The sequence below is a fragment of the Streptomyces sp. NPDC017095 genome, from assembly GCF_044332325.1.
GTDB lineage: Bacteria > Actinomycetota > Actinomycetes > Streptomycetales > Streptomycetaceae > Streptomyces.
The window spans coordinates 280,280-305,415 of record NZ_JBIROU010000005.1 but is presented as its reverse complement, the minus strand read 5'-3'; the positions used below and the strand labels follow the sequence as shown (position 1 = coordinate 305,415).

At 72.9% G+C, this 25,136-nt stretch carries 21 protein-coding genes; 13 read left to right on the top strand and 8 right to left on the bottom strand.

Annotated elements, in window-relative coordinates:
* The first annotated feature begins 22 nt into the window (after positions 1-22).
* From ACH4OA_RS12740 to ACH4OA_RS12730, 3 genes are read left to right on the top strand one after another with little or no spacing between them, the layout of a single operon-like run.
* The gene (locus ACH4OA_RS12740) at positions 23-1,600 is read left to right on the top strand and encodes a VWA domain-containing protein (protein ID WP_397943760.1); all 1,578 of its coding nucleotides are present in this window, start codon (positions 23-25) and stop codon (positions 1,598-1,600) included.
* Positions 1,597-2,787 (top strand): hypothetical protein, encoded by a 1,191-nt coding sequence (locus ACH4OA_RS12735; RefSeq protein ID WP_397968928.1) that lies wholly within the window; start codon positions 1,597-1,599, stop codon positions 2,785-2,787. Before ACH4OA_RS12740 ends, ACH4OA_RS12735 begins: the two co-directional genes overlap by 4 nt.
* A complete protein-coding gene (locus ACH4OA_RS12730) occupies positions 2,784-4,091 on the top strand; it encodes an extracellular solute-binding protein (RefSeq protein ID WP_397968926.1) in 1,308 nt (435 codons plus the stop codon). Before ACH4OA_RS12735 ends, ACH4OA_RS12730 begins: the two co-directional genes overlap by 4 nt.
* 99 nt (positions 4,092-4,190) lie before the next feature.
* Here the strand turns inward: ACH4OA_RS12730 and ACH4OA_RS12725 are convergent, their stop codons facing one another.
* The 3 genes from ACH4OA_RS12725 to ACH4OA_RS12715 form a co-directional block, all read right to left on the bottom strand.
* Positions 4,191-4,979, bottom strand: coding sequence for a S1 family peptidase (locus ACH4OA_RS12725; RefSeq protein WP_397938923.1), 789 nt, complete (start codon positions 4,977-4,979; stop codon positions 4,191-4,193).
* A 232-nt stretch (positions 4,980-5,211) separates the two neighbouring features.
* Positions 5,212-8,031: an ATP-binding protein gene (locus ACH4OA_RS12720; protein WP_397968924.1), complete on the bottom strand. Its 2,820-nt coding sequence runs from the start codon at positions 8,029-8,031 to the stop codon at positions 5,212-5,214.
* A 153-nt stretch (positions 8,032-8,184) separates the two neighbouring features.
* Complete coding sequence (locus ACH4OA_RS12715) at positions 8,185-9,015, bottom strand: helix-turn-helix transcriptional regulator (protein ID WP_365941572.1); 831 nt, start codon at positions 9,013-9,015, stop codon at positions 8,185-8,187.
* 184 nt (positions 9,016-9,199) lie between these two features.
* On the opposite strand from ACH4OA_RS12715, the gene ACH4OA_RS12710 reads away from it, so the two are divergent.
* The 3 genes from ACH4OA_RS12710 (at position 9,200) to gcl (ending at position 14,471) form a co-directional block, all read left to right on the top strand.
* A complete protein-coding gene (locus ACH4OA_RS12710; protein WP_365883446.1) occupies positions 9,200-10,870 on the top strand; it encodes an AMP-binding protein in 1,671 nt (556 codons plus the stop codon).
* A complete protein-coding gene (locus ACH4OA_RS12705; protein ID WP_397968922.1) occupies positions 10,867-12,459 on the top strand; it encodes an AMP-binding protein in 1,593 nt (530 codons plus the stop codon). Before ACH4OA_RS12710 ends, ACH4OA_RS12705 begins: the two co-directional genes overlap by 4 nt.
* A gap of 224 nt (positions 12,460-12,683) precedes the next feature.
* The gene (gcl, locus tag ACH4OA_RS12700) at positions 12,684-14,471 is read left to right on the top strand and encodes a glyoxylate carboligase (RefSeq protein WP_397968921.1); all 1,788 of its coding nucleotides are present in this window, start codon (positions 12,684-12,686) and stop codon (positions 14,469-14,471) included.
* Between the two features lie 106 nt (positions 14,472-14,577).
* Here the strand turns inward: gcl and ACH4OA_RS12695 are convergent, their stop codons facing one another.
* Both ACH4OA_RS12695 and ACH4OA_RS12690 read right to left on the bottom strand, forming a co-directional pair.
* On the bottom strand, positions 14,578-15,303 hold the full coding sequence (locus ACH4OA_RS12695; RefSeq protein WP_397968919.1) for a TIGR04222 domain-containing membrane protein: 726 nt from the start codon (positions 15,301-15,303) through the stop codon (positions 14,578-14,580).
* A gap of 172 nt (positions 15,304-15,475) precedes the next feature.
* Positions 15,476-15,709 carry a hypothetical protein gene (locus tag ACH4OA_RS12690; protein WP_397968917.1) on the bottom strand — a complete coding sequence of 78 codons (234 nt, stop codon included), beginning with the start codon at positions 15,707-15,709 and terminating at the stop codon, positions 15,476-15,478.
* A gap of 76 nt (positions 15,710-15,785) precedes the next feature.
* On the opposite strand from ACH4OA_RS12690, the gene ACH4OA_RS12685 reads away from it, so the two are divergent.
* Positions 15,786-17,003 carry a Shedu anti-phage system protein SduA domain-containing protein gene (locus ACH4OA_RS12685; protein ID WP_397968915.1) on the top strand — a complete coding sequence of 406 codons (1,218 nt, stop codon included), beginning with the start codon at positions 15,786-15,788 and terminating at the stop codon, positions 17,001-17,003.
* 324 nt (positions 17,004-17,327) lie between these two features.
* On the opposite strand, the gene ACH4OA_RS12680 is transcribed toward ACH4OA_RS12685, so the two are convergent.
* From ACH4OA_RS12680 to ACH4OA_RS12670, 3 genes are all read right to left on the bottom strand, one after another.
* A complete protein-coding gene (locus ACH4OA_RS12680) occupies positions 17,328-18,791 on the bottom strand; it encodes a catalase (protein ID WP_365883296.1) in 1,464 nt (487 codons plus the stop codon).
* Between the two features lie 172 nt (positions 18,792-18,963).
* A complete protein-coding gene (locus ACH4OA_RS12675; protein ID WP_397938910.1) occupies positions 18,964-19,857 on the bottom strand; it encodes a 2-hydroxy-3-oxopropionate reductase in 894 nt (297 codons plus the stop codon).
* A gap of 36 nt (positions 19,858-19,893) precedes the next feature.
* Entirely contained in the window at positions 19,894-20,733 is an 840-nt protein-coding gene (locus tag ACH4OA_RS12670) for a TIM barrel protein (RefSeq protein WP_397968914.1), read from the bottom strand.
* 218 nt (positions 20,734-20,951) lie between these two features.
* On the opposite strand from ACH4OA_RS12670, the gene ACH4OA_RS12665 reads away from it, so the two are divergent.
* From ACH4OA_RS12665 to ACH4OA_RS12640, 6 genes are all read left to right on the top strand, one after another.
* Entirely contained in the window at positions 20,952-21,239 is a 288-nt protein-coding gene (locus ACH4OA_RS12665) for a hypothetical protein (RefSeq protein ID WP_397938908.1), read from the top strand.
* Positions 21,236-21,598: a helix-turn-helix domain-containing protein gene (locus ACH4OA_RS12660; RefSeq protein WP_397938906.1), complete on the top strand. Its 363-nt coding sequence runs from the start codon at positions 21,236-21,238 to the stop codon at positions 21,596-21,598. The genes ACH4OA_RS12665 and ACH4OA_RS12660 overlap by 4 nt, the downstream gene beginning before the upstream one ends.
* Before the next feature lie 150 nt (positions 21,599-21,748).
* Positions 21,749-22,261, top strand: a complete 513-nt coding sequence (uraD, locus tag ACH4OA_RS12655) for a 2-oxo-4-hydroxy-4-carboxy-5-ureidoimidazoline decarboxylase (RefSeq protein ID WP_365883301.1) — start codon at positions 21,749-21,751, stop codon at positions 22,259-22,261.
* A 4-nt stretch (positions 22,262-22,265) separates the two neighbouring features.
* Positions 22,266-22,661, top strand: coding sequence for a hydroxyisourate hydrolase (uraH, locus tag ACH4OA_RS12650; protein WP_397938904.1), 396 nt, complete (start codon positions 22,266-22,268; stop codon positions 22,659-22,661).
* Positions 22,662-22,665: 4 nt separating this feature from the next.
* Positions 22,666-23,589: a factor-independent urate hydroxylase gene (pucL, locus tag ACH4OA_RS12645; RefSeq protein ID WP_397968912.1), complete on the top strand. Its 924-nt coding sequence runs from the start codon at positions 22,666-22,668 to the stop codon at positions 23,587-23,589.
* A 64-nt stretch (positions 23,590-23,653) separates the two neighbouring features.
* Positions 23,654-25,066: a nucleobase:cation symporter-2 family protein gene (locus ACH4OA_RS12640; RefSeq protein ID WP_397938900.1), complete on the top strand. Its 1,413-nt coding sequence runs from the start codon at positions 23,654-23,656 to the stop codon at positions 25,064-25,066.
* The last annotated feature ends 70 nt before the right edge of the window (positions 25,067-25,136 follow it).

Here is a 25,136-nt window from a genome sequence, read left to right as displayed (position 1 = left end):
CAGCTCCGGGGGAGAAGCAGCGATGACCGTGGCCGAGCAGACCGAGGTGACCCTGGAGGTCGGCCAGCACAAGGAGCTGCCCGTCGGGCCGGACGGCACCGGCCGGCATCCCGGACGGGAGATGCACGCCATCCTGGAGATCGGGGTGCGCTGCCCGGAGCGCACCGGGGCGCCCGCCCCCGGCACCGGACCCGCCCTCGCCGAGGTGCTGGTCCTCGACACCTCCCGCTCGATGCTCCACCCGGCGGCGAAACTGCACGCGGCCAAGGACGCCACCGTCGCCGCGGTCCGGATGCTGCCCGACGGCACCGCCTTCGCCGTCCTGTCCGGGCAGTTCGACGCCACCGTGGTCCACCCCGGACCCGGGCGGCAGGTGCTCGCCACCGCCGGCCCCGGCGAACGCGAGGCCGCCGAACGCGCCGTCCGCATCCTGGACGCGGACGGCGGCACCGCCATCGGCGCCTGGCTCGACCTCGCCCGGCGGCTGCTCAAGGACCAGCCCGCCCCCGTCAAGCACGTCCTGCTGCTCACCGACGGGCGCAACGAGCACGACGACCGCTCCTCCAGCCCGCTGGCCACCGTGCTCGACGCCTGCGCGGGCCAGTTCGTCTGCGACGCCTGGGGCATCGGCGACGACTGGGACGCCGAGCTGCTGCTCGGCATCACCCGGCGGCTGCACGGCCGCGCCCGGGCCGTCCGCGTGGAGTCCGAACTGACCGGCGCGTACGAGGAACTGATCGCCACCCTGCTCGGCACGGCGGTGCCCGAGCTGCGCATCCGGCTCACCCCCACCACCCCCGGCACGGTGATCCGCCAGGTCAAGCAGGTGGTGCCGACCGAGCAGGAACTCCAGCCCGTCCCGGCCGGTCCCGGCGGACGCGCGGCCGAGTACGTCACCCGGGCCTGGGGCGACGAGGTACGGCACTTCCAGGTGGTCCTGACCGCCGACCCGACCGGCCGTGAGCGCGGCGAGGAACTCCAGCTCGCCGCCGTCGAGATCGTCGTACCGGACGTCCGGCGCCCGGTGCGGCTGCCCCGGCCCCGGCCCGTCGTGGTGCGCTGGACCGACCATCCGCTCGACGCCTCCCGGCGGCATCCCGGGGTCCGCCGGCACGAGCTGTACCAGCAGGCGAGCGCGGCCGTCGCCGCGGCGTACCGGGCCTGGCTGCGCGGCGCGGACGGCCGGGACACGGCGGACCACGCCCTCGCCCGCGCCCTCGCACTGGCCGGTGAGCTCGGCGACGCCCCACTGCTGGCCGCGCTGCGGCTGATCGAGGCCGCGCCGGGCACCGGCCGGATCCGCTCCGGCCTCAAGGACGTCGACTGGCAGCACCTCATCCTCTCCAGCGCCCTGACCACCCCGCCGGAGGGCCCGGACGCCCCGGCGGGCGGTGACCACGGCGGCCCGTTACCCGCCGGCCCCCACGCCGCCGGGCCGCCGGGGCCGGACGCCGCCGGTCCGCCGGACGCCGCCGGTCCCGCGCTGCCCGTGCGGCCCGACGGACTGATCGAGTGCCCGCACTGCGCCTGGCTCGGCCCGGCCGACTCCGTCTACTGCGGCGGCGACTGCGGGCGCCCGCTGAACGGAGCGCCGGCATGAGCACCGGCGGCGGCCCGGACGCGGGGCGGGGCAGGACCTCCGGCCCGGGGACCGGCGGCCCGGGCACGGCTCCGGGCGCGGGCCTACCCGTCGGCCCCCCGTCACCGGCCTCCCCGCCCGCCTCCTCACCGGCTTCCTCCTCCCCGGAGTACGCCCAGGCCCGGCACGCCCGCCGCCGGGCGTCCGACGGCCGCCCGCCGGGCCGGTGGGCCGGCGCCGTCGCCCGGCTGCTCGACCGGCTTCCCGGCGCCGGTCCGCGTCCGCCGGAGGGCGCCAGCACCACCGCCCGCGACCTCGCCGTCCGCCACCGGCTGCTGCTCGCCCTGTCCGTCCTGCTCACCCTGTCGCTGTTCCTGTCGTACGAGGGCGTGCACGGCGACGCGAACCCGCTGCGCACCTCCAGCGCCCCGGCCCTGCTCTCCCTCGACACCGCGCTGTACGCGCTCGCCGAGGCCGAGCAGGACGCCGCCGCGCCCGTCCCGACCAGCGACTTCCAGAAGCAGATCTCGGTCGCCGCGCAGAGCCTGGCGGCCGCGGCGGCCGACGACGACCTCGGCGGGCCGGCGGGCCGGCAGGCCCTGCAGACGGTCACCGGTCTGATCACCGTCTACGCCGTCAAGGTCCAGCAGTCCCAGCTCCAGCCGAAGGGCAGCGTGCTGCGGGAGGCGTACCGCAGCTATGCCACCGGCATCATGACGGAGAAGGGCTTCGGCATACGGGACCGGCTCACGGATCTCCAGCAGCGGCAGCGGGACACCGTGCGGCGGCAGACCTCCTTCGGCCCGCTGCTGTGGCTCGCCTGGAGCGTGACCGTGCTGCTCGCCCTCGCCCTCACCGCGGCGCTCACCGAGACCCAGCTCTTCCTGCGCCACCGCTTCCGGCGCCGCTACAACCGCCGGCTCGTCGCGGCCGCCCTGCTGGCACTCGCCGGGGTCGCCGCCGCCGTGCTGTTCACCGTGTGGACCCAGCGCGGCATGGCCGACACCCGTACCCTGCTCGCCCGCCCGGTGCCGCTGCCCGGGCCGCTCATTCCCGAGGCGGGGCGGCGCACCGCCTCGTACCTGGCCGGCTCCGGCTTCCGCGCGGCGGCGGCGGGGTGGATCCTGATAGGAGGCGTCCTGCTCATGGCACTGGCCGACACGGCCCTGCGACGGCACATCAACGACTACCGGTTCACGCCCCGGTGAGCGCGCGCCCCGGCGGCCCCGCGACCGCCGCCCCCGGCACCCATCCCGCCCGCCGACTGGCCTGTACCGTCACCGTGGTGGCGAGCTGCCTGGCCGTCCTGGCGGCGGCCGTCGTGGTGAGCGCGCGCGTCCTCGCGCACGAGCCGACCGTCACCCTGCTGGCCAACTGGACCGGCGGGGACGCGCGGAGATTCCGTACGGCGGTCATCGAGCCGTTCGAGCGCGAGCACGGCGTCCACGTCGACTACCAGGGCAGCAACGCCGAGAGCCAGGTCCTCGCCGCCGACGTCGAGGCGGGCACACCACCCGACGTGGTGGTGCTCACCGGCCCGGGCGAACTCGCCCAGTACGCCGGACAGAAGCACCTCGTCCCGCTCGAAGGGCTCGTGCGGAGCGCGGACTTCGCGCCGTCCTGGACGACGACGCTGGACGACGGGCACGTGTACTGGTTCCCGCTCAAGGCCGACGTGAAGAGCATCGTCTGGTACCCGGCCGACGTCCGCGCGCAGGACCGCCGGCGGGCCGTGCACCAGCCCGCCGAGTGGTGCCTCGGCATGGGTTCCGGTGCCACCAGCGGCTGGCCCGGCACCGACTGGATCGAGGACATCCTGCTCCAGCGCGAGGGCCCGGCCGTGTACGAGAAGTGGGCGCGCGGCAAACTGCCCTGGCACTCGAAGCAGGTCGAGAAGGCGTGGCAGACCTGGCGCCGCCTGGTCGGCGCGGGCGGCGACCGGGACCTCGTCCGGCGGGCCCTGAAAACCCCGTACGGCACCGCGTCCGAACCCGTCCGGGCGACCCCGCGCGGCTGCACACTGGAACACCAGGCGTCCTTCATCCGCACCCGGCCCGCCTGGAAGCACGCCGACGGCCGCTACGAGCCCTCCGCGCGACTGCTGTTCGGAGCGAAGACCGCCCACGCCTTCGAGGTCTCCGGCGACCTCGTCGCCCTGCTGCACGACACCCCGCAGGCACGCGAGCTGATCCGCTACCTGGCCGCCGCCGGCACCCAGCGGGCCTGGACCGCCGGGGAGTCCGGCTTCTCCGTGCACACCGGTGTACGGCCCGGCGCCGACGGCTCCGCGTGGCACCGCTCCCTCGAAACCGCCCTGTGGGACGGGGGGACGGCGCACTGCTTCGACGCCTCCGACGCCATGCCGCCGGCGGTACGCGACGCGTTCGCCGAGGCGGCCATCGAGTTCCTCGCCGATCCGGACCGCCTGGAGGGCCTGCTGCGCTCCCTCGACACCCTCGCCGCCACCCGGGGCCTGACCTGGCTGCCGTCCGTGTGCGACCGCACGGCCTGACCGGAGCCGGACGCTGGAGAGGGGGCGTTGCGGGCCGCTCGTGGTGGCCCGCAACGCCCCCCGGCAGTCACCCGAGGGATACTCGGGACGTCTTCCGGGTCACGAGTTGACCTGTGCGGTCACCAGGTCCGAGAAGGTGGCCAGCCGGGTGTAGACACCCGGGTAGCCCGCCTCCGCGCACCCCTCGCCCCAGGAAGTGATCCCTGCCAGGACGCCCCCGACAAGCAGGGGACCGCCGCTGTCGCCCTGGCAGGTGTCCACGCCGCCGGATGTGTATCCGGCGCAGACCATGTCGGACTGGACGAAGTCCGAACCGTAGGAGGAACGGCAGCCGGAGTCGGACACGACCGGGACGGTCGCGGTCCGCAGCTGGTTGGAGGAGCTGCCGTTCTCCGAGGTGGTGCCCCAGCCGAGGATCCGGGCCGTGGTGCCGGCCGCGTACACGCCCGTCTGGGAGGAGGAGACGTACGGCGCCGGGGTGTACGGCATCGACGTCGACAGGGTCAGCACGGCCACGTCGTCGCCGTTGGTGGCGTCCGTGTACTCCGGGTTGATCCAGATCCTGCCGACCCGGCTCACCGTGCCGTTGGTGCCGTTGAGGTAGGTCCGGCCGCCGACCACGCGGACGCTGCCCGTGGTCTCGCCGACCATACAGTGCGCGGCCGTCACGACCTTTGTCGGTGCCACCAGGGTGCCGCCGCAGAACTGGTTCTGGGACGCGTCCGTGATCTGCATCATGAACGGGTACGCGGTCGTCGTGGTGGTCGTACCGCCGACGACGGGCTGGGGCGCGGCGCTCGCCGTGGGGGAGGCGAGCAGCGCGGTCGCCGCCGCGGCGGCGGCCACCAGGGTCGCGGCGGTCTTTCTGGCAGGTCTGGGCCCGGACATGAGTCTCCTCAGTGGGGGTTGCACCGGTGGGGGGTCGCGCGGGTGTCGGTGTCGGGTCGGGGGCTCCTCCTGGTCGAGGCGGTCGAGTGGGGGAGGGACCGACCCCGTGTGCCCGGGCGAGCGGCACGCCCTTTACGCTAGGACCCGGAACCCACGGCTCCCAATGAGGGAACCCCCTAGGGGGCCTGGTGAGGGAAAACCCTCGGTCCGGTTCAGTTAACTAGCGCGGCGCTCAGCGCGCCCGCCGAGCCGCCGCCAATCGGACGATGTCGACGCGCGAGCGGATGCCCAGCTTGCGGTAGACCCGGGTCAGGGTCGCCTCCACCGTCTTCACGCTGATGAACAGCCGGCCCGCGATCTCCCGGTTGGTGGCGCCCTCCATGACCAGCGCGGCGACCTGACGCTCCATCGCGGCCAGCGCGTCCAGCCCGGCCGGTGCCTGCGGTGTGGCCGGTGCCGGTTCCGGTCCGGGCGCGGTGAGGACTTCGTCCACCTGGCGCAGCCAGGGCAGCGCCCGGCAGCGCCGGAACATCCGGGTGGCCTCGTCGAACGCCGCCGGACCGGGGTGCGGGCCGGGCAGCCGGGCCAGGGCGAACGCGGCCCGCGCCTCCTCCAGGCCGTAGCCCAGCTTGCCGAGCCGGTCCTGAGCGGACGTCAACTGGGCGACGGCGGCCTCCAGGTCGCCCCGGGCGGCGCGCACCAGCGCCTCCGACCGGTCCAGCACGGCGAGGACGCTCTCCCGGCCGAGCCGCAGCGCGTGCTCCCGGCCGGCGTCGACGACGTCCTGCGCCTCGGCCGTCTCACCGGTCGCGACCAGCGCCTCGGCGAGGTCGCCCTGCCAGCGGCCGCGGGCCGGGTCGGTGATGCCGAGCCCCAGCTCCAGGCTGCGCACCCGGCGCAGCGAGCGCACCGTGCCCGCCGGGTCCCCGGCCACCAGCTGGGCGTACCCGAGCGCGCCCAGGGCCCGGGAGAGGTACATCTGGTCGCCGTCCTCCTCGGCGTGCTGCACGGCCTCCCGGGCGAGTGCCAGCGCCCGTTCGACATCGCCGCCGGAGGCCTCCGCGAGCGAGGTGAGCATCGCCGAGGCGGTCTCGCCGATGCCCGAGTCCCGGGCGAGCCGCAGGCTGTCGCGGGCCAGGTCCAGGGCACGCCCGCAGTGTCCGGCGCGCAGCTCGGTCTCGGCGAGCCCGCGCAGGAAGTGCACCTCGCTCTCCACCGAGCCGCGCCGGCGGACCTCGCGCAGCAGCGCGGTGACCGTGGCCCGGGCCTCGGCGAGCTGGTCGCCCATGACCAGCCAGCGGAACCGGGCGCTGCCCGCGCCGTTGTGGTGCCAGGCCACCCGGGGGTCCTGGGGCTCTTGCAGGGCCCGCTTGATGGTGCGGGGTGCCTCCGGATGGCCCATCAGGGTCTCGGTCTGCGCCTGGAAGGCGAGGGCGAGCAGCTCGGTGCGCCGGTCCTTGCCGCACGCGGCCAGCTCGGCGGCGTGCGCGGCGGCCTGCCGGGCCTCGGTGAAGTCGCCCTCCACGATCAGCGCCCGCCAGGCCAGCTGGTAGTGGACCAAGGCGAGCAGCCGCGGGTCGTCGCCGGCGTCGGCGAGGGCCTGCGGGAAGACGGCGTCGACCTCGGCCATGGTGTGGCCGGCGGTGTCGATCACGATGATCCAGGCCCGCACCCGGTCGGCGGGCACGGTGGCCCGGCCGAGCACCTCCCGGGCGATGTCCCGGGCGAGGTCGACCTCGCCCGCGGTGATCGCGTCCTCGGCGGCGGCGAGCCGGCGCTCCTGGGGGCTCGGGCCGCCGCCGGCCGGGGTGCGCCGGGCGGCGAGCAGGCCGAGCTGGGCGGCGACCGAGGGCGCTCCGCGGTCCCGGGCGAGCGTCGCGGCCTCGGCCAGCCGGGCGGCCACCTCCGCGTCGGTGCCGGTGGTGGCGAGGGCCAGGTGCCGGGCCCGTTCTATCGGGTCGGAGGCGGCGGTGGACAGCGCCGCGTGCGCGGCCCGGCGTTCGTGCGCGGGCGCCTCCGCGTACAGCGCGGCCGAGATCAGCGGATGCGCGAACCGTACGGCCGGGGCGTCGGGCTCGGTGGCCAGCAGCCCGAGTTCGGCGGCCTGGGCGCACTCGGCCTCGGCGTTCTCCCGGCCGGCCGCGTGCAGCAGCGCCGGGGTGGGGCGGGCGCCGGCGCTGGCCACCAGCAGGGTGCGCCGGGCCTCCACCGAGAGCATGTCCAGCCGGCTGAGGACCAGGGCGCGCAGCGAGGTCGGCACGGGCAGCGGCTCGCCGGGCCGGGGCGGGGTGGGGCTGTCGGCGAGGGCGCGGCCCAGCTCCAGCGCGAACAGCGGGTTGCCGCCGCTGGTGCGGTGGATCTCGCGGACGGTGGAGCGGGGCAGGCCGCCGTGGCCGCGGTGGCCGAGCAACTGGGCGACCTGGGCGCGGGAGAGCGGGCCGAGCCGGATCGCGCGGGTGCCCGGCGGACAGGCCCGCAGCTGACGGTCGTACTCCTGGCTCTGCGGGCCCTCCGTGCGCACCGCGCACAGCAGTTGCACCGGGGTGCCCTCCAGGCGCCGGGCGGCGAAGCCGAGGAGTTCGGCGCTGGCCGGATCCAGCCACTGGAGGTCGTCGGCGACGACCAGGACCGTGCCGTGCGCGGCGAGCGCGCGCAGCGCGGAGAGCACCGCCAGGCGCAGTGCGAGGCCGTCGCGCTGGAGGCTGGACTCGCCGCGGCCGGTGAGCGCCGACTCCAGGGCGGTGCGCTGGGCGGCGGGCAGCCGGGGCGCGACCTCGTCGAGGACCAGGCCGAGGAGGTCGGCGAGGGCGAGGAACGGAAGGTGGGATTCGGACTCGGTCGCCGAGCAGCGCAAGACGGTGCGCGCGGTGGGGGCGTATTCCTCGGCCAATGCCCGCAGGACGGTGGATTTCCCTATTCCGGCCGGTCCGTGGAGCAGCACACTGCCGCCGGTGGCGAGTTGCTCACGGGCGCCGGCGAACAACTCCTCGCGGCCGATGACCAGGTCGGGGCGGCAGCTGGCAGGCTCCTGGAAGTCCCGTCGCACGGTCACCGCTCCCCTCCTGTGTCGTGTCCGGGCCAAATTCTAGGCAACGATCCTCGAAATTCGGACGGAAGCCGTGGTGAGGGAAATAACAAACAGTCAAACCAGAGGGAAATTCACAGCGACACCGGAGGAATGCACAGGTTTCCCACCGCCTTCGCGTCACGGCAGCAGGCCCGCCCTGCGGGCCGCGGTCACCGCCTCCCCTCGGGTGCGCGCGCCCAGCTTCCGCATCGCCGCACGCAGATAGCCCTTGACCGTCTCCGGGCCGATGCCCAGCCGCTCGGCCACCGCCGCGTTGGTGGCCCCGGCCGCCACCCAGGACAGCACGTCAAGCTCGCGTGGCGCCAGGGTCACGCCCCCGGCTCGCGGCGGCGTGGTCAGCAGCCCGCACGCCGCCAGCAGTTCGCCCCGCAGCGCAGGGTCGGCGATCCGCGGCGCCAGCGCCCGCAGCGCCGCGTGCGCCTCCCGCACCTGCTCCCACGCGGCACCCCGGCCGCTGTCCGGCGGCTGCGGACCGGCCGCCGCCAGCAGCCGCCGCCCCTCGTCGCGCACCACCAGCGCCTGTTCCACGTCCCGCGCCGCCGCCACCGCCGCGCCCAGCACGCGGTCGCCGAGCGGCTCGGCCGAGCGCAGCGCGCCGTACAGCACTCCGCGCACCCGGCGCCGCACCACCACCGGCACCGCGAGCACCGCGCGGATGCCCTCGGCGGCCACCGGTACGTCGTACTCGTGGCTGATCTGCCGGGAGCTGGAGTAGTCGGTCACCGCGCACGGCCGGCCCAGCGCCACCGCCTTGCCGCCCAGCCCGCTGCCGGCGGTCACCGCGAGCGAGCGCAGCGCGGCCGTGGTCGTGCCGCTCAGCTCGCTGATGCGCACCCGCGGCCGGCCGGGCTCCACCAGGCCGCCGAAGGCGACGGGCAGCCCTGTCGCGCGCCGCAGCCGGGCCAGTGCGCCGCCGATCTCCACCGCCTCCGCCGCGTCTGCCGTCACCTCGTCCGTCCCTCCGGTCGTCCACACCCCCGTTAGGGGGTAGTGAGACCTGCATCACGGATTAGACGATGCCAGAGAGCCGCCCGGCAATGGTCCGGTTCCGGCGCGGAGCGCCCGGCGGGACCGAGCACACGGACCCCGGCAAACCCGGACGAGCCCAGAGACACACGCGTGGAGGACATGGATGACGGCGACCGAGACGTTCCGCACCGCCCGGGACTTCCTGCTGGCCCACCGCGAGGACTACGCCACCGCCAGCGCGGGCTTCCGCTGGCCGCGGCCCGGGCACTTCAACTGGGCGCTGGACTGGTTCGACGTGATCGCCGCCGGCAACGACCGCACCGCGCTGCACATCGTCGAGGAGGACGGCTCGGAGACCCGGCTGTCGTTCGCGGAGCTGTCCGAACGCTCCAACCGGGTGGCGCGGTGGCTGCGCGAACGCGGCGTCGGACCCGAGGACCGGATCCTGGTCATGCTCGGCAACCAGGCCGAGCTGTGGGAGACCGCGCTGGCCGCGATGAAGCTGCGCGCGGTCGTCATCCCGGCCACCCCGCTGCTCGGCCCGGCCGACCTCGCCGACCGGGTGGAGCGGGGCCGGGTGAAGCACGTCGTCGCCCGGGCCCAGGACGCCGCCAAGTTCGCCGAGGTGCCCGGCACCTACACCCGGACCTGCGTCGGCGGCCTGCCCGAGGAGGGCTGGGAGCCGTACGAGGACGCCTACGCGGCCCCCGCCGACTTCGTCCCGGACGGACCGACCCTGGCCGACGACCCGCTGCTGCTCTACTTCACCTCCGGGACGACGGCCCGCCCCAAGCTGGTGGAGCACACCCACACCTCGTACCCGATCGGCCATCTGGCCACCATGTACTGGATCGGTCTCACCCCCGGCGACGTGCACCTGAACATCTCCTCGCCCGGCTGGGCCAAGCACGCCTGGTCCAACCTGTTCGCCCCGTGGAACGCCGAGGCGACCGTCTTCCTGTTCAACTACACCCGCTTCGACGCCGTCCGGCTGATGGCCGAGATGGACCGCGCCGGCGTCACCACCTTCTGCGCCCCGCCGACGGTGTGGCGGATGCTCATCCAGGCCGACCTCGGCCGGCTCCAGAACCCGCCCCGCGAGGCCGTGGCCGCCGGCGAACCGCTCAACCCCGAGGTCATCGAACGGGTCCGGCAGGCCTGGGGTGTCACCGTCCGGGACGGCTTCGGCCAGACCGAGACCGCCGTGCAGGTCTCCAACAGCCCCGGCCAGCCGCTGAAGACCGGCTCCATGGGCCGCCCCAGCCCCGGCTTCCGGGTGGAACTCCTCGACCCGGTCTCCGGCGCGCCGGGCGTCACCGAGGGGGAGATCGCCCTCGACCTGGCCGAGCGCCCGGTCGGCCTGATGACCGGCTACCACGGCGACCCGGACCGCACGGCGCAGGCCATGGCGGGCGGTTACTACCGCACGGGCGACATCGCGACCAGGGACGAGGACGGCTACCTCACCTACATCGGGCGCAGCGACGACGTGTTCAAGGCCTCGGACTACAAGGTGAGCCCGTTCGAGCTGGAGAGCGCGCTGCTGGAGCACGAGGCGGTGGCCGAGGCGGCCGTCGTGCCCGCCCCGGACCCGCTGCGGCTCGCCGTGCCCAAGGCGTACGTCGTGCTCGCCGAGGGCTGGGAGCCCGGACCCGGCACCGCGAAGGCCCTCTTCGAGCACTCCCGCGCGGTGCTCGCCCCGTACAAGCGCATCCGCCGGCTGGAGTTCGCGGCCCTGCCCAAGACCGTGTCCGGCAAGATCCGCCGGATCGAGCTGCGCGAGGCCACGGCCGCCGGCTCGCCGGACGAGTACCGCGAGGAGGACTTCCGGTGACCGCGCAGCCCTCGTACGCCCACGGGACGGGCACCACCGCGCTGCTCGGCGACACCATCGGCGCCAGCCTGGACCGGGCCGTCGCCGCCTGGCCGGACCGCGAGGTGCTGGTCGACGTGGACTCGGGCCGGCGCTGGACGTACGCCGCGTTCGCCGCCGACGTCGACCGGCTGGCGCGCGCCCTGCTGGCGAGCGGTGTCGCCAAGGGCGACCGGGTGGGCATCTGGGCGGTCAACTGCCCCGAGTGGGTGCTCGTCCAGTACGCCACCGCGCGCATCGGCGCCGTCATGGTGAACATCAACCCGGCCTACCGCACCCACGAGGTCGGCTACGTCCTGCGGCAGGCCGGCGTCCGCTTCCTCTTCGCCTCGCTGCGCCACAAGTCGAGCGACTACCGCGCGATGGCCGAGGAAGTGCGGGGCGGGTGCCCTGAGTTGCGGGAGATCGTCTACTTCGGCGACCCGGGCTGGGAGGCGCTGCTCGGGCGCGGGACCGGCGACGCCGTGTTCCCGAAGCTGTCCTGCGACGACCCCGTCAACATCCAGTACACCTCGGGCACGACGGGCTTCCCCAAGGGCGCCACCCTCTCCCACCACAACATCCTCAACAACGGTTACTTCGTGGGGGAGTCGATCGCCTACACCGAGCAGGACAGGATCTGTCTGCCCGTCCCGTTCTACCACTGCTTCGGCATGGTCATGGGCAATCTGGCCGCCACCTCCCACGGCGCCTGCATCGTCATCCCGGCGCCCTCCTTCGACCCGGCGGCCACCCTGGCGGCGGTCCAGCGGGAGCGGTGCACGTCCCTGTACGGCGTGCCGACCATGTTCATCGCGGAGCTGAACCTCCCGGACTTCGCCGACTACGACCTGTCCTCCCTGCGCACCGGCATCATGGCGGGCTCGCCCTGCCCGGTGGAGGTGATGAAGCGGGTCGTCGCCGAGATGCACATGGAGCAGGTCTCCATCTGCTACGGCATGACGGAGACGTCACCGGTGTCCTTGCAGACGCGGATCGAGGACGACCTGGAGCACCGCACCGCCACCGTCGGCCGGGTCCTGCCCCACCTGGAGGTGAAGATCGTCGATCCGGCCACCGGGATCACGGTGCCGCGCGGCACGGCGGGGGAGCTGTGCACGCGGGGCTACAGCGTGATGCTCGGCTACTGGAACGAGCCGGACAAGACCGCCGAGGCGGTCGACGCGGGCCGCTGGATGCACACCGGGGACCTGGCGGTGATGCGCGAGGACGGGTACGTGGAGATCGCCGGCCGGATCAAGGACATGATCATCCGGGGCGGCGAGAACGTCTACCCGCGCGAGATCGAGGAGTTCCTGCACGCCCACCCGGCGGTCCGGGACGTCCAGGTCGTCGGGGTGCCGCACGAGCGGTACGGCGAGGAGGTGCTCGCCTGCGTCATCCCGAGCGACCCCGCGCGGCCGCCCACCCTGGAGGAGCTGCGGGCCTTCTGCGCCGGCCGGCTCGCGCACTACAAGATCCCCAGCCGGCTCCGGCTGCTGGACTCCTTCCCGATGACGGTCTCCGGGAAGGTGCGCAAGGTGGAACTGCGGGAGACCTACGGCGCCTGACACCTCCTGCTCCCGTACGGGCCCCGGGCGAGCGACGCGCTCCCCGGGGCCCGTCCGCGTCCGCCCGCTCTTGACGGTCTCCGCCCGCCCCCCTACATTGCTTCCAGATAGCAGAAGTTCAGTTCCGCGATACGGAAAAGGTCGCGGAGAGTGATCCGGGAGAAGTGCTCACCGCGGGGCGCGACGGGAGTACCCCCTCCGAGAGGCCGAAGCAGGAGTACTCGATGGCTCGTATGACCGCTGCCCGTGCGGCAGTTGAGATCCTCAAGCGCGAGGGCGTCGCCGACGCCTTCGGCGTGCCGGGCGCGGCGATCAACCCGTTCTACAAGGCCCTCCAGGAGGGCGGCGGCATCCACCACACCCTGGCCCGCCATGTCGAGGGCGCCTCCCACATGGCCGAGGGCTACACCCGTACCAAGCCGGGCAACATCGGTGTCTGCATCGGCACCTCGGGTCCGGCCGGCACCGACATGATCACCGGCCTGTACTCCGCCATCGGCGACTCGGTCCCGATCCTGTGCATCACGGGCCAGGCGCCGACGCACGTCATCCACAAGGAGGACTTCCAGGCCGTCGACATCGCCTCGATCGCCAAGCCGGTCACGAAGATGGCGGTCACCGTGCTGGAGGCCGCCCAGGTCCCCGGCGTCTTCCAGCAGGCCTTCCACCTGATGCGCTCCGGCCGTCCCGGCCCGGTCCTGATCGACCTGCCGATCGACGTCCAGCTCACCGAGATCGAGTTCGACCCGGAGACCTACGAGCCGCTGCCGGTCTACAAGCCCACCGCGACCCGCGCCCAGATCGAGAAGGCCCTCACCTTCCTGCTCGCCTCCGAGCGCCCGGTCATCGTCGCCGGCGGCGGCGTCATCGGCGCCGACGCGGCCGGCCTGCTGGTGGAGTTCGCCGAGCTGACCCAGACCCCGGTCGTCCCGACGCTGATGGGCTGGGGCGCGCTGCCCGACGACCACGAGCTGAACGCCGGCATGGTCGGCGTGCAGACCTCGCACCGGTACGGCAACGCCAACTTCCTGGAGTCCGACTTCGTCCTCGGCATCGGCAACCGCTGGGCCAACCGCCACACCGGCTACAAGCTGGACGTCTACCGCGAGGGCCGCACGTTCGTCCACGTCGACATCGAGCCCACCCAGATCGGCAAGATCTTCCCGCCGGACTACGGTGTCGTCTCCGACGCGAAGGCCGCCCTGGAGCTGTTCATCGAGGTGGCCAGGGAACTCAAGGCCGCGGGCCGGCTGCCCGACCGCGGCGCCTGGGTGTCCGCCACCCAGGAGCGCAAGGCCACCCTGCTGCGCCGTACGCACTTCGACGACGTGCCGATGAAGCCGCAGCGCGTGTACGAGGAGATGAACAAGGCCTTCGGCCCCGAGACGCGCTACGTCACCACGATCGGCCTCTCCCAGATCGCCGGCGCGCAGATGCTGCACGTCTACAAGCCGCGCCACTGGATCAACTGCGGCCAGGCCGGCCCGCTCGGCTGGACCATCCCTGCCGCGATCGGCGTCGCCAAGGCCGACCCGGACTCCCCGGTCGTCGCGCTCTCCGGCGACTACGACTTCCAGTTCCTCATCGAGGAACTCGCGGTCGCCGCCCAGCACCGCATCCCCTACGTCCACGTGCTGGTGAACAACGCCTACCTGGGCCTGATCCGCCAGGCGCAGATCGGCCTGGACATCAACTTCCAGGTCAATCTGGAGTTCGAGAACATCAACACTCCGGAGATCGGCGTCTACGGCGTGGACCACGTCAAGGTCGCCGAGGGCCTGGGCTGCAAGGCCATCCGGGTCACCGAGCCGGACCAGCTCGGCGCCGCCTTCGAGCAGGCGAAGAAGCTGGCCGCGGAGTACCGGGTGCCGGTCGTCGTCGAGGCGATCCTGGAGCGGATCACCAACATCTCCATGAGCCGCACCATGGACATCAGCGACATCTCCGAGTTCGAGGACCTGGCCACCGAGCCCGGCCACGCGCCGACCTCGATCAAGCCGCTGAAGGTCTGACCCGGCCGGGTGGTCCGGCACGGTTCCGGACCACCCGGCACAGCCAGGGGCGGCCCGCCCGGGGGGAGGGGCCGCCCCTTCGCCACGCCCGTGCGGGCCGGCCCCCTCAGTCGAACCCGCCGCCTCCGTATCCGCCCCCGTGGTCGTGACCGCCGTACCCGCCCCCGTGGTCGTGGCCGCCGCTCCCGGCCGCACGGTCGCCGGCGTCCCAGCCGGCCGGGCCCGCCAGGTAGTCCGCGCCGTCGTCGTCCTCGTCGTGCGCGTAACTGGAGAGCAGACGGTGGTCGTCGCCACGGCCGAACGGGACGCGGCCCCCGTCCGCGAGCCCGCCCCGGCCGGTGAGCCCGGCCCGGCGGGCGAAGCACGGCACGAGAACGGTCAGCGCCCGCTCGCCGTACAGCGCGACCGCGAGCAGCGTCTCCGCCTCCGACAGGCCGCCGGGACCCGTGGGCAGCGGCCGGCACGCGCGCAGCCCGGCCAGTGCGCGGCGGGCCGCGCGGGTGCGGCGGGGCGGCAGCGTCCGCAGCAGACCCCGTACGGCCAGCTCGGCCCGCATCCGGACCAGGGCCCGCCGCACCACCGCCCGGCCGGGCAGTTCCCCCGGGCCGGCGGGCCGGTAGAGGCCGGTGCGGACCGCCTTCTCCAGCGGATGCCCGAGCGGAGCGGCACCGCCCGTCGCCGTCTTGCGCAACGTGCCCGGCCGGCCCGCCTCCACCGCGCCGCGCAGGTGCAGCGCGAGCACGGCGACGGTCACCGCGGCGCGGTCACCGCCCCGCAGCAGGGCGACCGCACACGGGTCCAGCGGCAACGGACACGACGTCGTACGGCCCATGAGACACCCCCGTGCGGGGCCCGCCACCCCCGTGCCGGCGGGCCCCGTCTGCCGTGATCTGCCCGCCCGCGAGGCCGCCGAAGCGTCATCGGCGCTGTTCAGAGGTTGATTTGAGGGTTGCGTAGCCCGGCTACGACCCTTGCCGTACGCGGCGCCTCACCGCCCGCGCGCCCTACAGCTCGTGCTCGGACAGCCCCGGCCAGTCGTCCGGGCCGCCTCCCTGCCATTCGATCAGGTCGTCCTCCTCCACCTCGACCCGGTCGAGGTCGGCCAGCCGCAGGATCTCCACCACGTCGTCCAGGTGCGAGGCGACCCCCAGCGTCACGTCCCCCTCGGTCACCCGCCGGGAACCGTCCAGGGCCGGAGAGTGAACGACGACGTGCGGATGCCGAATCGGATTGCCCATGCCTTCAGCGTGCTGCGAACGAGGTGCTCCCGCACGTCGGCGGGGATTGTCGGACCCGGCGTGCACACTTCCGCCCATGGCGACGAGAAGTGATATGACCCTTGAGCGGCAGCTCGGTGAGGTGGCGAAGGAAACAGCCGACGAGGGGGTCCGTGCGGCGCTGGCCGCGGTCTTCGCGTACCTGCGCAGCGGCACCGGCGGCAGACGCCGGCAGGGCAAGGAGCTGGTACGGCTGCTGGAGACCGCGCGGGCGACGGCGGCGGACGCGGGAGAGTGGCACGTCGTACGGCTTGTGCAGGATTCCCTGGACTACGCGGAGGGCCGGATCCTGCGGCAGGACTTCGAGGAGCGCTACCGGCTGTTCCGGGACGGCGGACGCAAGGAGCGCCACCGCGACTTCGTGGCCGGCTCACTGCGGGCGATGTACGAGTGGCTGGTGGCGGAGGGCGACGCCTATCTGCGGGAGCACCCCGGGGCGAGCGCGGCGGAAGCACTGGAGCACTTCCGGGCCAGGCGGGAGGACACCGCCTTCCTGCGGGCTCCGGAGGACCGGCCGGGGCGCTATGTGATACCTCGCGGTACGGCCGAGATCTCGGTGTGGCTGGAGCGCCTGCTGCGCAGCGGCCGTATCGAGGTGGAGGATCCCGCCCGGGAAGCCCGCCGGATCGCCGCTTCCCCCGAGGCGCTCGCCCTGCTCGCCGCGGACACCGACGGCCGCCTGCTGCTCCGGGCGGTGGAACTGCGGCGCCGCACCGAGAGCCTCGAGGCGCTGCGGGCCGTGGCCGAGGACCCCACGGCGACGGAGCGGGATCTCCAGCGGGCGCTGGAAGGCAGTCACTGGATCTTCGGCGGCCGGTTCGTCGGCGAGGCCGCGCGGCGCCGGCTGGTGCCGGGGGACGAGGTGGACCTGCCGTTGATACGCGGCGACGGTGCGCTGCACATCGTCGAACTCAAGCGGGCCATGAGCCTCCCGTCGCCGTTGATCAAGCGGCACCGCGAAGCCTGGGTGCCGGCCCGGGCGGTCCACGAAGCCGTCGGCCAGGCGGTCAACTACCTGGTGGGGCTGGACGAACACCGCGCCCGTATCCGTGCCGAGTTCGGCGTCGAGACCCGGCGGGCCGGCGCGCTGGTGCTCGTCGGTCATCCGGGTCTCCACCCCGACGTGCCGGAACGCGAGGTCGACGAGGCCCTGCGGACCTTCAACTCGCACCTCGCCCGCGTGGAGGTGCTCACCTACAAGGAACTGCTGGACAACGCCGAACGCTCCCTCGCCGCGGACATCGAGGCGGCGTAGGGAGCGTTCCGTGGTGGTGGCCGTCCGGCGGCGCGAGGCCGGGCGCGACAGGTCGTTCGCGCCGCCGGACGGAGCGGGTGGCCTCCGGGAACGTGCCCGGAGGTGGGGCTGGGACCGCGGTGGGTGCGATGGAGCCGGCTGCCTTCCCTCAGGTCGAGAAGACGGGCCGGGTCTCCTTCACCACCGCACTGGCTCGCACGCCACCGCGGTCCTCGCCCTGCCCGCCGTACCAGGTGATCACCCCTCATCCGGATCACCCGGTGGCGGCGGCGTTCGCGTCCGGGGCACGACCTCCCCGTCACGTCCCGGACGCAGTCTGTGGGCCTACTCCTCGCGCAGGGCGCGGACCGCCTCCGCCACACGCTTGCCGTACTCGGGGTCGGCGGCGTGGAAGTGGGCGAGGTTCCGCTCGATCACGTCGTCGCGGGAGACCTGCGAGAGGCCGCCGGCGATGTTCGCGACCAGGCGGGACTTCTCCTCCTTCGTCATCAGCCGGTACAGCTCGCCGGCCTGGAAGAAGTCGTCGTCCTTGGTGTGCAGCGGAGCCACGTGGCTGCCCGTGTGACCGGACACCGGGAGCGGAGCCGACAGCGGGCGGCCGGTCTCCACCGGGCCGTCGTAGGAGTTCGGCTCGTAGTTCTTGGCGTGGCGGCCCTGGCCGTTGACCGCCATGAGCCCGTCCCGGCCGTAGTTCCGGGCGCCGCCCGGGACCGCCTTCGGGGCGTTCACGGCGAGCAGGGTGTGGTTGACGCCGAGACGGTAGCGGTGGGCGTCCGCGTAGGCGAACAGCCGGCCCTGCAGCATCTTGTCCGGGGACGGGCCGATGCCGGGCACGAAGTTGTTCGGAGAGAAGGCGGCCTGCTCGACCTCGGCGAACACGTTGTCCGGGTTGCGGTCGAGGACCAGGCGGCCCACGCGCTGGAGCGGGTAGTCCTTGTGCGGCCAGACCTTGGTCAGGTCGAACGGGTTGAAGCGGTAGTCCGCCGCCTCGGCCGCCGGCATGATCTGCACGTACAGCGTCCAGGACGGGTGCACGCCCCGCTCGATCGCCTGGAGCAGGTCGGTCTGGTGCGAGTTGGGGTCCTTGCCCGCCAGCTCCTGCGCCTGCTCGGCGGACAGGCAGCGGATGCCCTGGTTGGTCTTGAAGTGGTATTTGACGTAGAAGGCCTCGCCCCGGTCGTTCGTCCACTGGTAGGTGTGCGAGCCGAAGCCGTCCATGTGGCGGTACGACGCCGGGATGCCGCGGTCGCCCATGAGCCAGGTCACCTGGTGCGTGGCCTCGGGGGAGTGGCCCCAGAAGTCCCAGACGTTGTCCGGCTCCTGCCGGCCGGTGAACGGGTCCCGCTTCTGCGAGTGGATGAAGTCGGGGAACTTGATCGGGTCCTTGATGAAGAACACCGGGGTGTTGTTGCCGACGAGGTCGTAGTTGCCCTCCTCGGTGTAGAACTTCACCGCGAAACCGCGCGGGTCACGGACCGCGTCGGCACCGCCGAGGGAGTCGGCGACCGTGGAAAAGCGCACGAACACTTCGGTGCGCTTGCCGACCGCGGCGAGGAAGTCGGCGTGGGTGAACCCGGTGACGTCGTCGGTCACCTCGAAGTGGCCGTACGCCCCCGAGCCGCGGGCGTGCACGACACGCTCCGGGATCCGCTCGCGGTTGAAGCGCGCGAGCTTTTCCAGGAGGTGCTGGTCCTGGATCAGGAGCGGGCCGCCGACGCCGGCGGAGGCGGAGTTCTGGTTGTCGGCGACCGGTGCGCCGGACTCTGTCGTGAGCACGCGCTTCGACATCGTGGACCTTCCGTGCGGGTGTCAGCGGAAACCTGTTTCCGCTTCGTGGAGCCTAGAAGTGGGGCGATCTGAGCGTCAACAGTTTGTTGAAGGTGATTCCGGGACGCGGCGCCGCCTGGGCGCGACAGGACAGGTGTCGGCGGCGCCGCGTCCCGGAAGCCGGGGGGTGTTGTCAGACCTGGGCGCCGGACAGGCGCTCCACGGCCCGCAGCAGGGCCGAGTGGTCCAGGCCGCCGTCGCCCTGGGCGCGCAGGCTGGCGACCAGCTGGGCGACCACGGCGCCGACCGGCAGGGCCGCGCCGACGTTGCGCGCGGCGTCGGTGACGATGCCCATGTCCTTGTGGTGCAGGTCGATGCGGAAGCCCGGCTTGAAGTCGCGCTGGAGGAAGTTGTCCTTCTTGCGCGCCAGCACGGTGGAGCCGGCCAGGCCGCCGCCGAGGACGTCCAGCGCGGCCGCCAGGTCCACGCCCGACTTCTCCAGGAAGACCACGGCCTCGGCGCACGCCTGGATGTTCACGGCGACGATCAGCTGGTTGGCGGCCTTCACGGTCTGCCCCGAGCCGTGCGGACCGCACAGCACGATGGTCTTGCCGAGCACCTCGAAGACCGGCTTGGCCTCGTCGAAGTCGGCCTGCTCGCCGCCGACCATGATGGACAGGACCGCCTCGACGGCGCCCGCCTCACCGCCGGAGACCGGGGCGTCCAGCACCCGGATGCCCTTGTCCTGGGCGGCGGCGGCCAGGTCGACGGAGGTCTGCGGGGTGATCGAGGACATGTCGATCAGCAGGGCGCCTCGCCGGGCGTTCTCCAGGATGCCCTCGGGGCCGTAGGCGATGGCCTCGACCTGCGGGGAGGCGGGCACCATCGTGATGATCACGTCGGCGTCCCGGACGGCCTCGGCGATCGAGCCGGCGACGGCGCCGCCGGCGGCGGCCAGCCGGTCCAGCTTCTCCTGCTCCAGGGTGTAGCCGGTGACGTGGTAACCGGCCTTGACCAGGTTCTCGGACATGGGGGAGCCCATGATGCCGAGGCCGATCCAGGCGATCTTGGGAAGGGTGTTGCTCATCGGTGCCTCTCTGACTGCTCTGTGACGTCGGGGGGTTCAGCGAGCGGCGCGCGCTTCGCGCGGGAGCCAGCCGAAGGCCTCGGTGCTCGGGCGGTCGCCCGGCTTGTACTCCAGGCCGACCCAGCCGTCGTAACCGGCCTTCCTCAGCCGGCCGAGCAGCTCCTCCAGCGGGAGCGACCCCGTCCCCGGGGCGCCGCGGCCGGGGTTGTCGGCGATCTGCACGTGCCCGGTCTTCGCCGCGTACGCCTCGATCACCGCCGGCAGGTCCTCGCCGTTCATCGACAGGTGGTACAGGTCCAGCAGGAACCTGGCGTTGCCGAGTCCCGTGGCCGCGTTCACCTTGTCCACGACCTCCACCGCGGCCGGCGCCGACACCAGCGGGTACAGCGGTGACTCGGGCTTGTTCAGCGCCTCGATCAGCAGGACCGCGCCGACGCGGTCGGCCGCCCGGGCCGCGAGGACCAGGTTCTCCAGGGCGAGCGCGTCCTGCTCGGCCGGGTCCACGCCCTCGACGCGGTTGCCGTACAGCGCGTTGAGCGCCGTGCAGCCGAGGGAGGCCGCGAAGTCCGCGGCCACGTCGATGTTGGCGCGGAACCTCTCCGACTCCTCGCCCGGGACGGACAGGGCGCCGCGGTCCGGGCCCGGCAGCCGTCCGGCGTAGAAGTTCAGTCCGGTGAGCCGGACTCCCGCGTCCTCGATCGCCGTCTTCAGGGCGTCCAGCTCGGACCGGGGCGGGGTGGGCGAGTCGATCCAGGGCCACCACAGCTCGACCGCGGAGAAGCCGGCCGCGGCAGCGGCCGCGGGACGCTCCAGGAGCGGGAGTTCCGTGAAGAGGATCGACAGGTTGACGTTGAAGCGCTGGTCTGTGAATCCCATTCGGGCCGCGCTCCCTTCCGTGGTCGTAATTCCGTAATGCGGAAGTTCGTTTCTGCGTAATGGAAGATTGCCGTCGTGTGTCGCCGCTTGTCAAGAGGCGCCGGCCGGGCAGTCGGTCCTGGTCCCGCTCCAAGCCCCGGTCCAGGCCCCGGCCGGGGAGGCGGACCGGGCCCGTCCGGGGCTGCCCGGGCGGCCGCCGGGCGCGTTAGGTTGAGGCCGTGCGATTGAGAGTGGAGTTCACGACCGAACCCTTCGACCTGGACGAGGCGCCCGCGCACGCCCTGGTGGCGCGTGAGGTCATCGAGACCGCCGGGCTGGACGCCGTCGACGTCGGCCCCTTCGGCAACACGGCCGAGGGCGGCGCCGACCGCGTGCTCACCGCGGTGGACGCGCTGCTGCGCAGGACCCTGCGGGCCGGCGCCACCCGGGTCTCGCTCCAGGTCAACGTCCTCGACGGCCCGGGTGCCGGGGACCGCGGCGACGAGGCCGGGGAGGGCGGTAGATGACCGGGGACGGGCCCTTCATCGCGGCCGTGAAGCCGCTGGTCGACGCCATGGGCGGGACGATGCTCCCGCCCGACGAGGCCGGACCCGAGGACGTCGTGCTCGCCTGGGAGGGCGCCGACGTCGTCGCCGTACGCCTGCCCCAGCTCGCCGACTCCCTCGATCACATCCTGGCCGCCATGGAGCGCAAGGAGGGCCGGCCGCTGGCCGATCTGGACCGCAAGGCCAAGCAGGAGGTCGTCCGGATCCTGGAGGCGCGCGGCGCGTTCGCCGTGCGGCACGGCGTGGAGACCGTGGCGGGCGCGCTCGGCGTCAGCCGCTTCACGGTCTACAACTACCTCAACCGGGAGAAGGGCGCCTGACCGGCCCTGACACGGGAGTTGACGCGCCGCGGGAGCCCGTCCCCCTTGTTACGCGGAATTTTCAACAAAGTGTTGACGTGATGTTTCCGAGGGCGTTAGCTATCGGCAGCCCGTTCAGCACGATGGCCCACCGCGGCCACGGAGGCTCCCGTGACTTCGACTTCCACGCCCCCGGGCCTGGCCCGGTTCAACGATCTGGAGGAGCGCGCCGCCCTCGCCGCCCTCCACGAGGCGTGCGCCTCCACCGAGTGGGCCCGGCGACTGCTCGCCGCCCGCCCCTACGCCACTCCGGAGGACCTCTACACCGCCAGTGACGCGGCCATGGCCGAGCTGACCGCCGCGGACCTCGCGGAGGCGATGGCCGGCCACCCGCCGATCGGGCGCCCCAGACCCGGCGACCCGACCTCCGCCCGCGAACAGCGCGGCATGGCCGGCGCCTCCGACCGGCTCAAGGCCGAGATGCTCGAACTCAACCTGGCCTACCAGGAGAGGTTCGGCCATGTCTTCCTCATCTGCGCCACCGGCCGGACCGGCGAGCAGATGCGCGACGCGGTCCGGGAGCGGATCGGGAACACGCCGGAACGGGAGCGCGAGATCGTCCGCACCGAGCTGGGCAAGATCAACCGCATCCGACTGGCCCGACTCGTCGAAGAGGACGCCTGACACCATGAGCACCAGCACCACCGCCTCCGTGTCCACGCACATCCTGGACACCTCGCTCGGCCGCCCCGCCGAGGGCGTCGCCGTCCACCTCTCCGCCCGGTCCGGGCAGGGCGGGGACTGGCAGGCACTCGGCGGCTCCGCGACCGACGCCGACGGCCGGTGCAAGGACCTGCCGGCGCTGCCGGAGGGGACCACACACGTGCGGCTGGACTTCGCCGTCGAGCCGTACTTCGCGAACAAGCAAGCCGATGCGCAGCAGGACGCCCCCGCGAATCGGGACAGCGGGCGCGGCGTGTTCTTCCCGGAGGTGGCGATCACGTTCGCCGTCGTACCGGGCGAGCACTACCACGTACCGCTGCTGCTCAACCCGTTCGGCTACTCCGTTTACCGAGGGAGCTAGCTACATGCCGACCATCCTGGGACAGAACCAGTACGGCAAGGCCGAGAACCGAGTCGTCAAGATCACGCGGGACGGCGCCACCCATCACATCAAGGACCTGAACGTGTCCGTGGCGCTGAGCGGCGACATGGAGGAGGTCCACTACTCGGGCTCCAACGCCAACGTCCTGCCGACCGACACCACCAAGAACACGGTGTTCGCGTTCGCCAAGGAATACGGCATCGAGTCCGCCGAGCAGTTCGGCATCCACCTCGCCCGGCACTTCGTCACCAGCCAGGAACCCATCCACCAGGCGCGCATCCGCATCGAGGAGTACTCCTGGGAGCGGATCGAGACCTCCGACGCCAACAGCAGGTTCATCGGCGCCGACGACGTCAAGCACTCCTTCGTCCGCAAGGGCCAGGAGACCCGCCTCACCCAGATCACCTACGACGGTGAGAAGTGGGAGGTGATCTCCGGCCTGAAGGACCTGGTCGTGATGAACTCGACCAACTCCGAGTTCTGGGGCTACGTCAAGGACAAGTACACCACCCTCCAGGAGGCGTACGACCGGATCCTCGCCACCCAGGTCTCCAGTCGGTGGCGGTTCAACTGGACCGACGACGAGCAGAAGATGCCCCACTGGGAGAAGTCCTACGAGCAGGTGAAGAAGAACATGCTCCAGGCCTTCGCCGAGACCTACTCCCTCTCGCTCCAGCAGACGCTGTACCAGATGGGCTCGCGCATCATCAACAACCGCAGCGAGATCGACGAGGTCCGCTTCTCGCTGCCGAACAAGCACCACTTCCTGGTCGACCTGGAACCGTTCGGACTGAAGAACGACAACGAGGTCTACTTCGCCGCCGACCGCCCCTACGGCCTCATCGAGGCCACCATCCTGCGGGACGGCTGTGCGGCCCTTATCCCGGTCGACATGACCAACCTCTGACGCGGGACGCGCGCCCCCGGCCCGGCCGTCCGGACCGGGGGCCCGCCACACCGGAGGGAACACCATGGCACAGCCTGCAACGGAGCCGGCGAAAGGCTCCTGTTCCACCCCGCCGGTGCACACCGAGGACGCCGTCACGTCCGTGCACCCGGTGGACGAGAAGCTCCACGTCTCGCGGCTCGTCCCCGCCGCGCTCCAGCACATCGCCGCGATGTACGCGGGCGTTGTCACTCCTCCGCTCATCATCGGCCAGGCCTGCGGCCTCGACATCGCGGCCCGCACCCGGCTCATCGCCGCGAGCCTGCTCATCGCCGGCATCGCGACCATTTTGCAGACCATCGGCGTCAAGGGCCTCGTCGGCAACCGGCTGCCCTTCGTCAACGCCGCCTCCTCCGCCGGCATCGCCCCCATCCTCGCCATCGCCGAGACCAACGGCAAAGGCCACCAACTCCCCGCCATCTACGGGGCGGTGATGGTCGCCGGCGCCTTCTGCCTGGCCCTCGGCCCGTTCTTCGGCCGGCTGCTGCGCTTCTTCCCGCCCCTGGTCACCGGCGTGGTCATCACCCTGATCGGCGTCACGCTGATGCCCGTCCCGGTGAGCTGGGCCCAGGGCGGCGACAAGGCCGCCGCGGACTTCGGCGCCATGCGGCACCTCGCGCTCGCCGGGTTCACCCTCGCCGTCATCCTGCTGATCCAGCGCTTCGGCAAGGGCTTCGTCCGGCAAGTCGCCCTGCTCTTCGGGCTGCTCGTCGGCACGCTCGCCGCGATGCCCTTCGGCATGGCCGACTTCAGCGGCCTGAAGTCCGCGCCGATCGCCGCGCTGCCCACCCCGTTCGCCTTCGGCGCCCCGGAGTTCCAGCCCGCGGCCATCCTCTCGCTGTGCATCGTGATGCTGGTGCTGATGACCGAGTCCAGCGCCGGCATGCTCGCCCTCGGCGAGATCTGCGACCGCCGCGCCGACGCCAGGACCATCACCCGCGGCCTGCGCACCGACGGCATCGCCACCCTCCTCGGACCCGTCTTCGGCGGCTTCCCCACCTCCGCCTTCGCGCAGAACGTCGGCGTCGTCTCCCTCACCCGGGTGCGCAGCCGGTACGTCGTCGCCGTCGCCGGCGCCAGCCTGCTCGTCCTCGGCGCCTTCCCGGTCCTCGGCGCGGTCGTCTCCCTGGTCCCCATGCCGGTCCTCGGCGGTGCCGGCATCGTCCTGTTCGGCTCCATCGCCGTCAGCGGCATCCGGACGCTCGCCGAAGCGGGCCTGGACGACAGCTCCAACATCATCCTGGTGGCCGTGGCGCTCGGCGCCGGCATCATCCCGCTGGCCGCGCCCACCTTCTACGCCGGCTTCCCGGCGTGGGCGCAGACCGTCCTCGGCTCCGGCATCAGCGCGGGCGCGCTCGTCGCGGTCCTGCTGAACCTGTTCTTCCACCATCTCGGCACCCGGAGCGGCCAGCCCGCCCCGGCACTCAAATCCTCCTAGGGTCCTGCCGTGCCCTCCCCGTGGACACGCCTTCCGTCCACGGGTCGCCACCAGAAGAGAAGGAAGCACG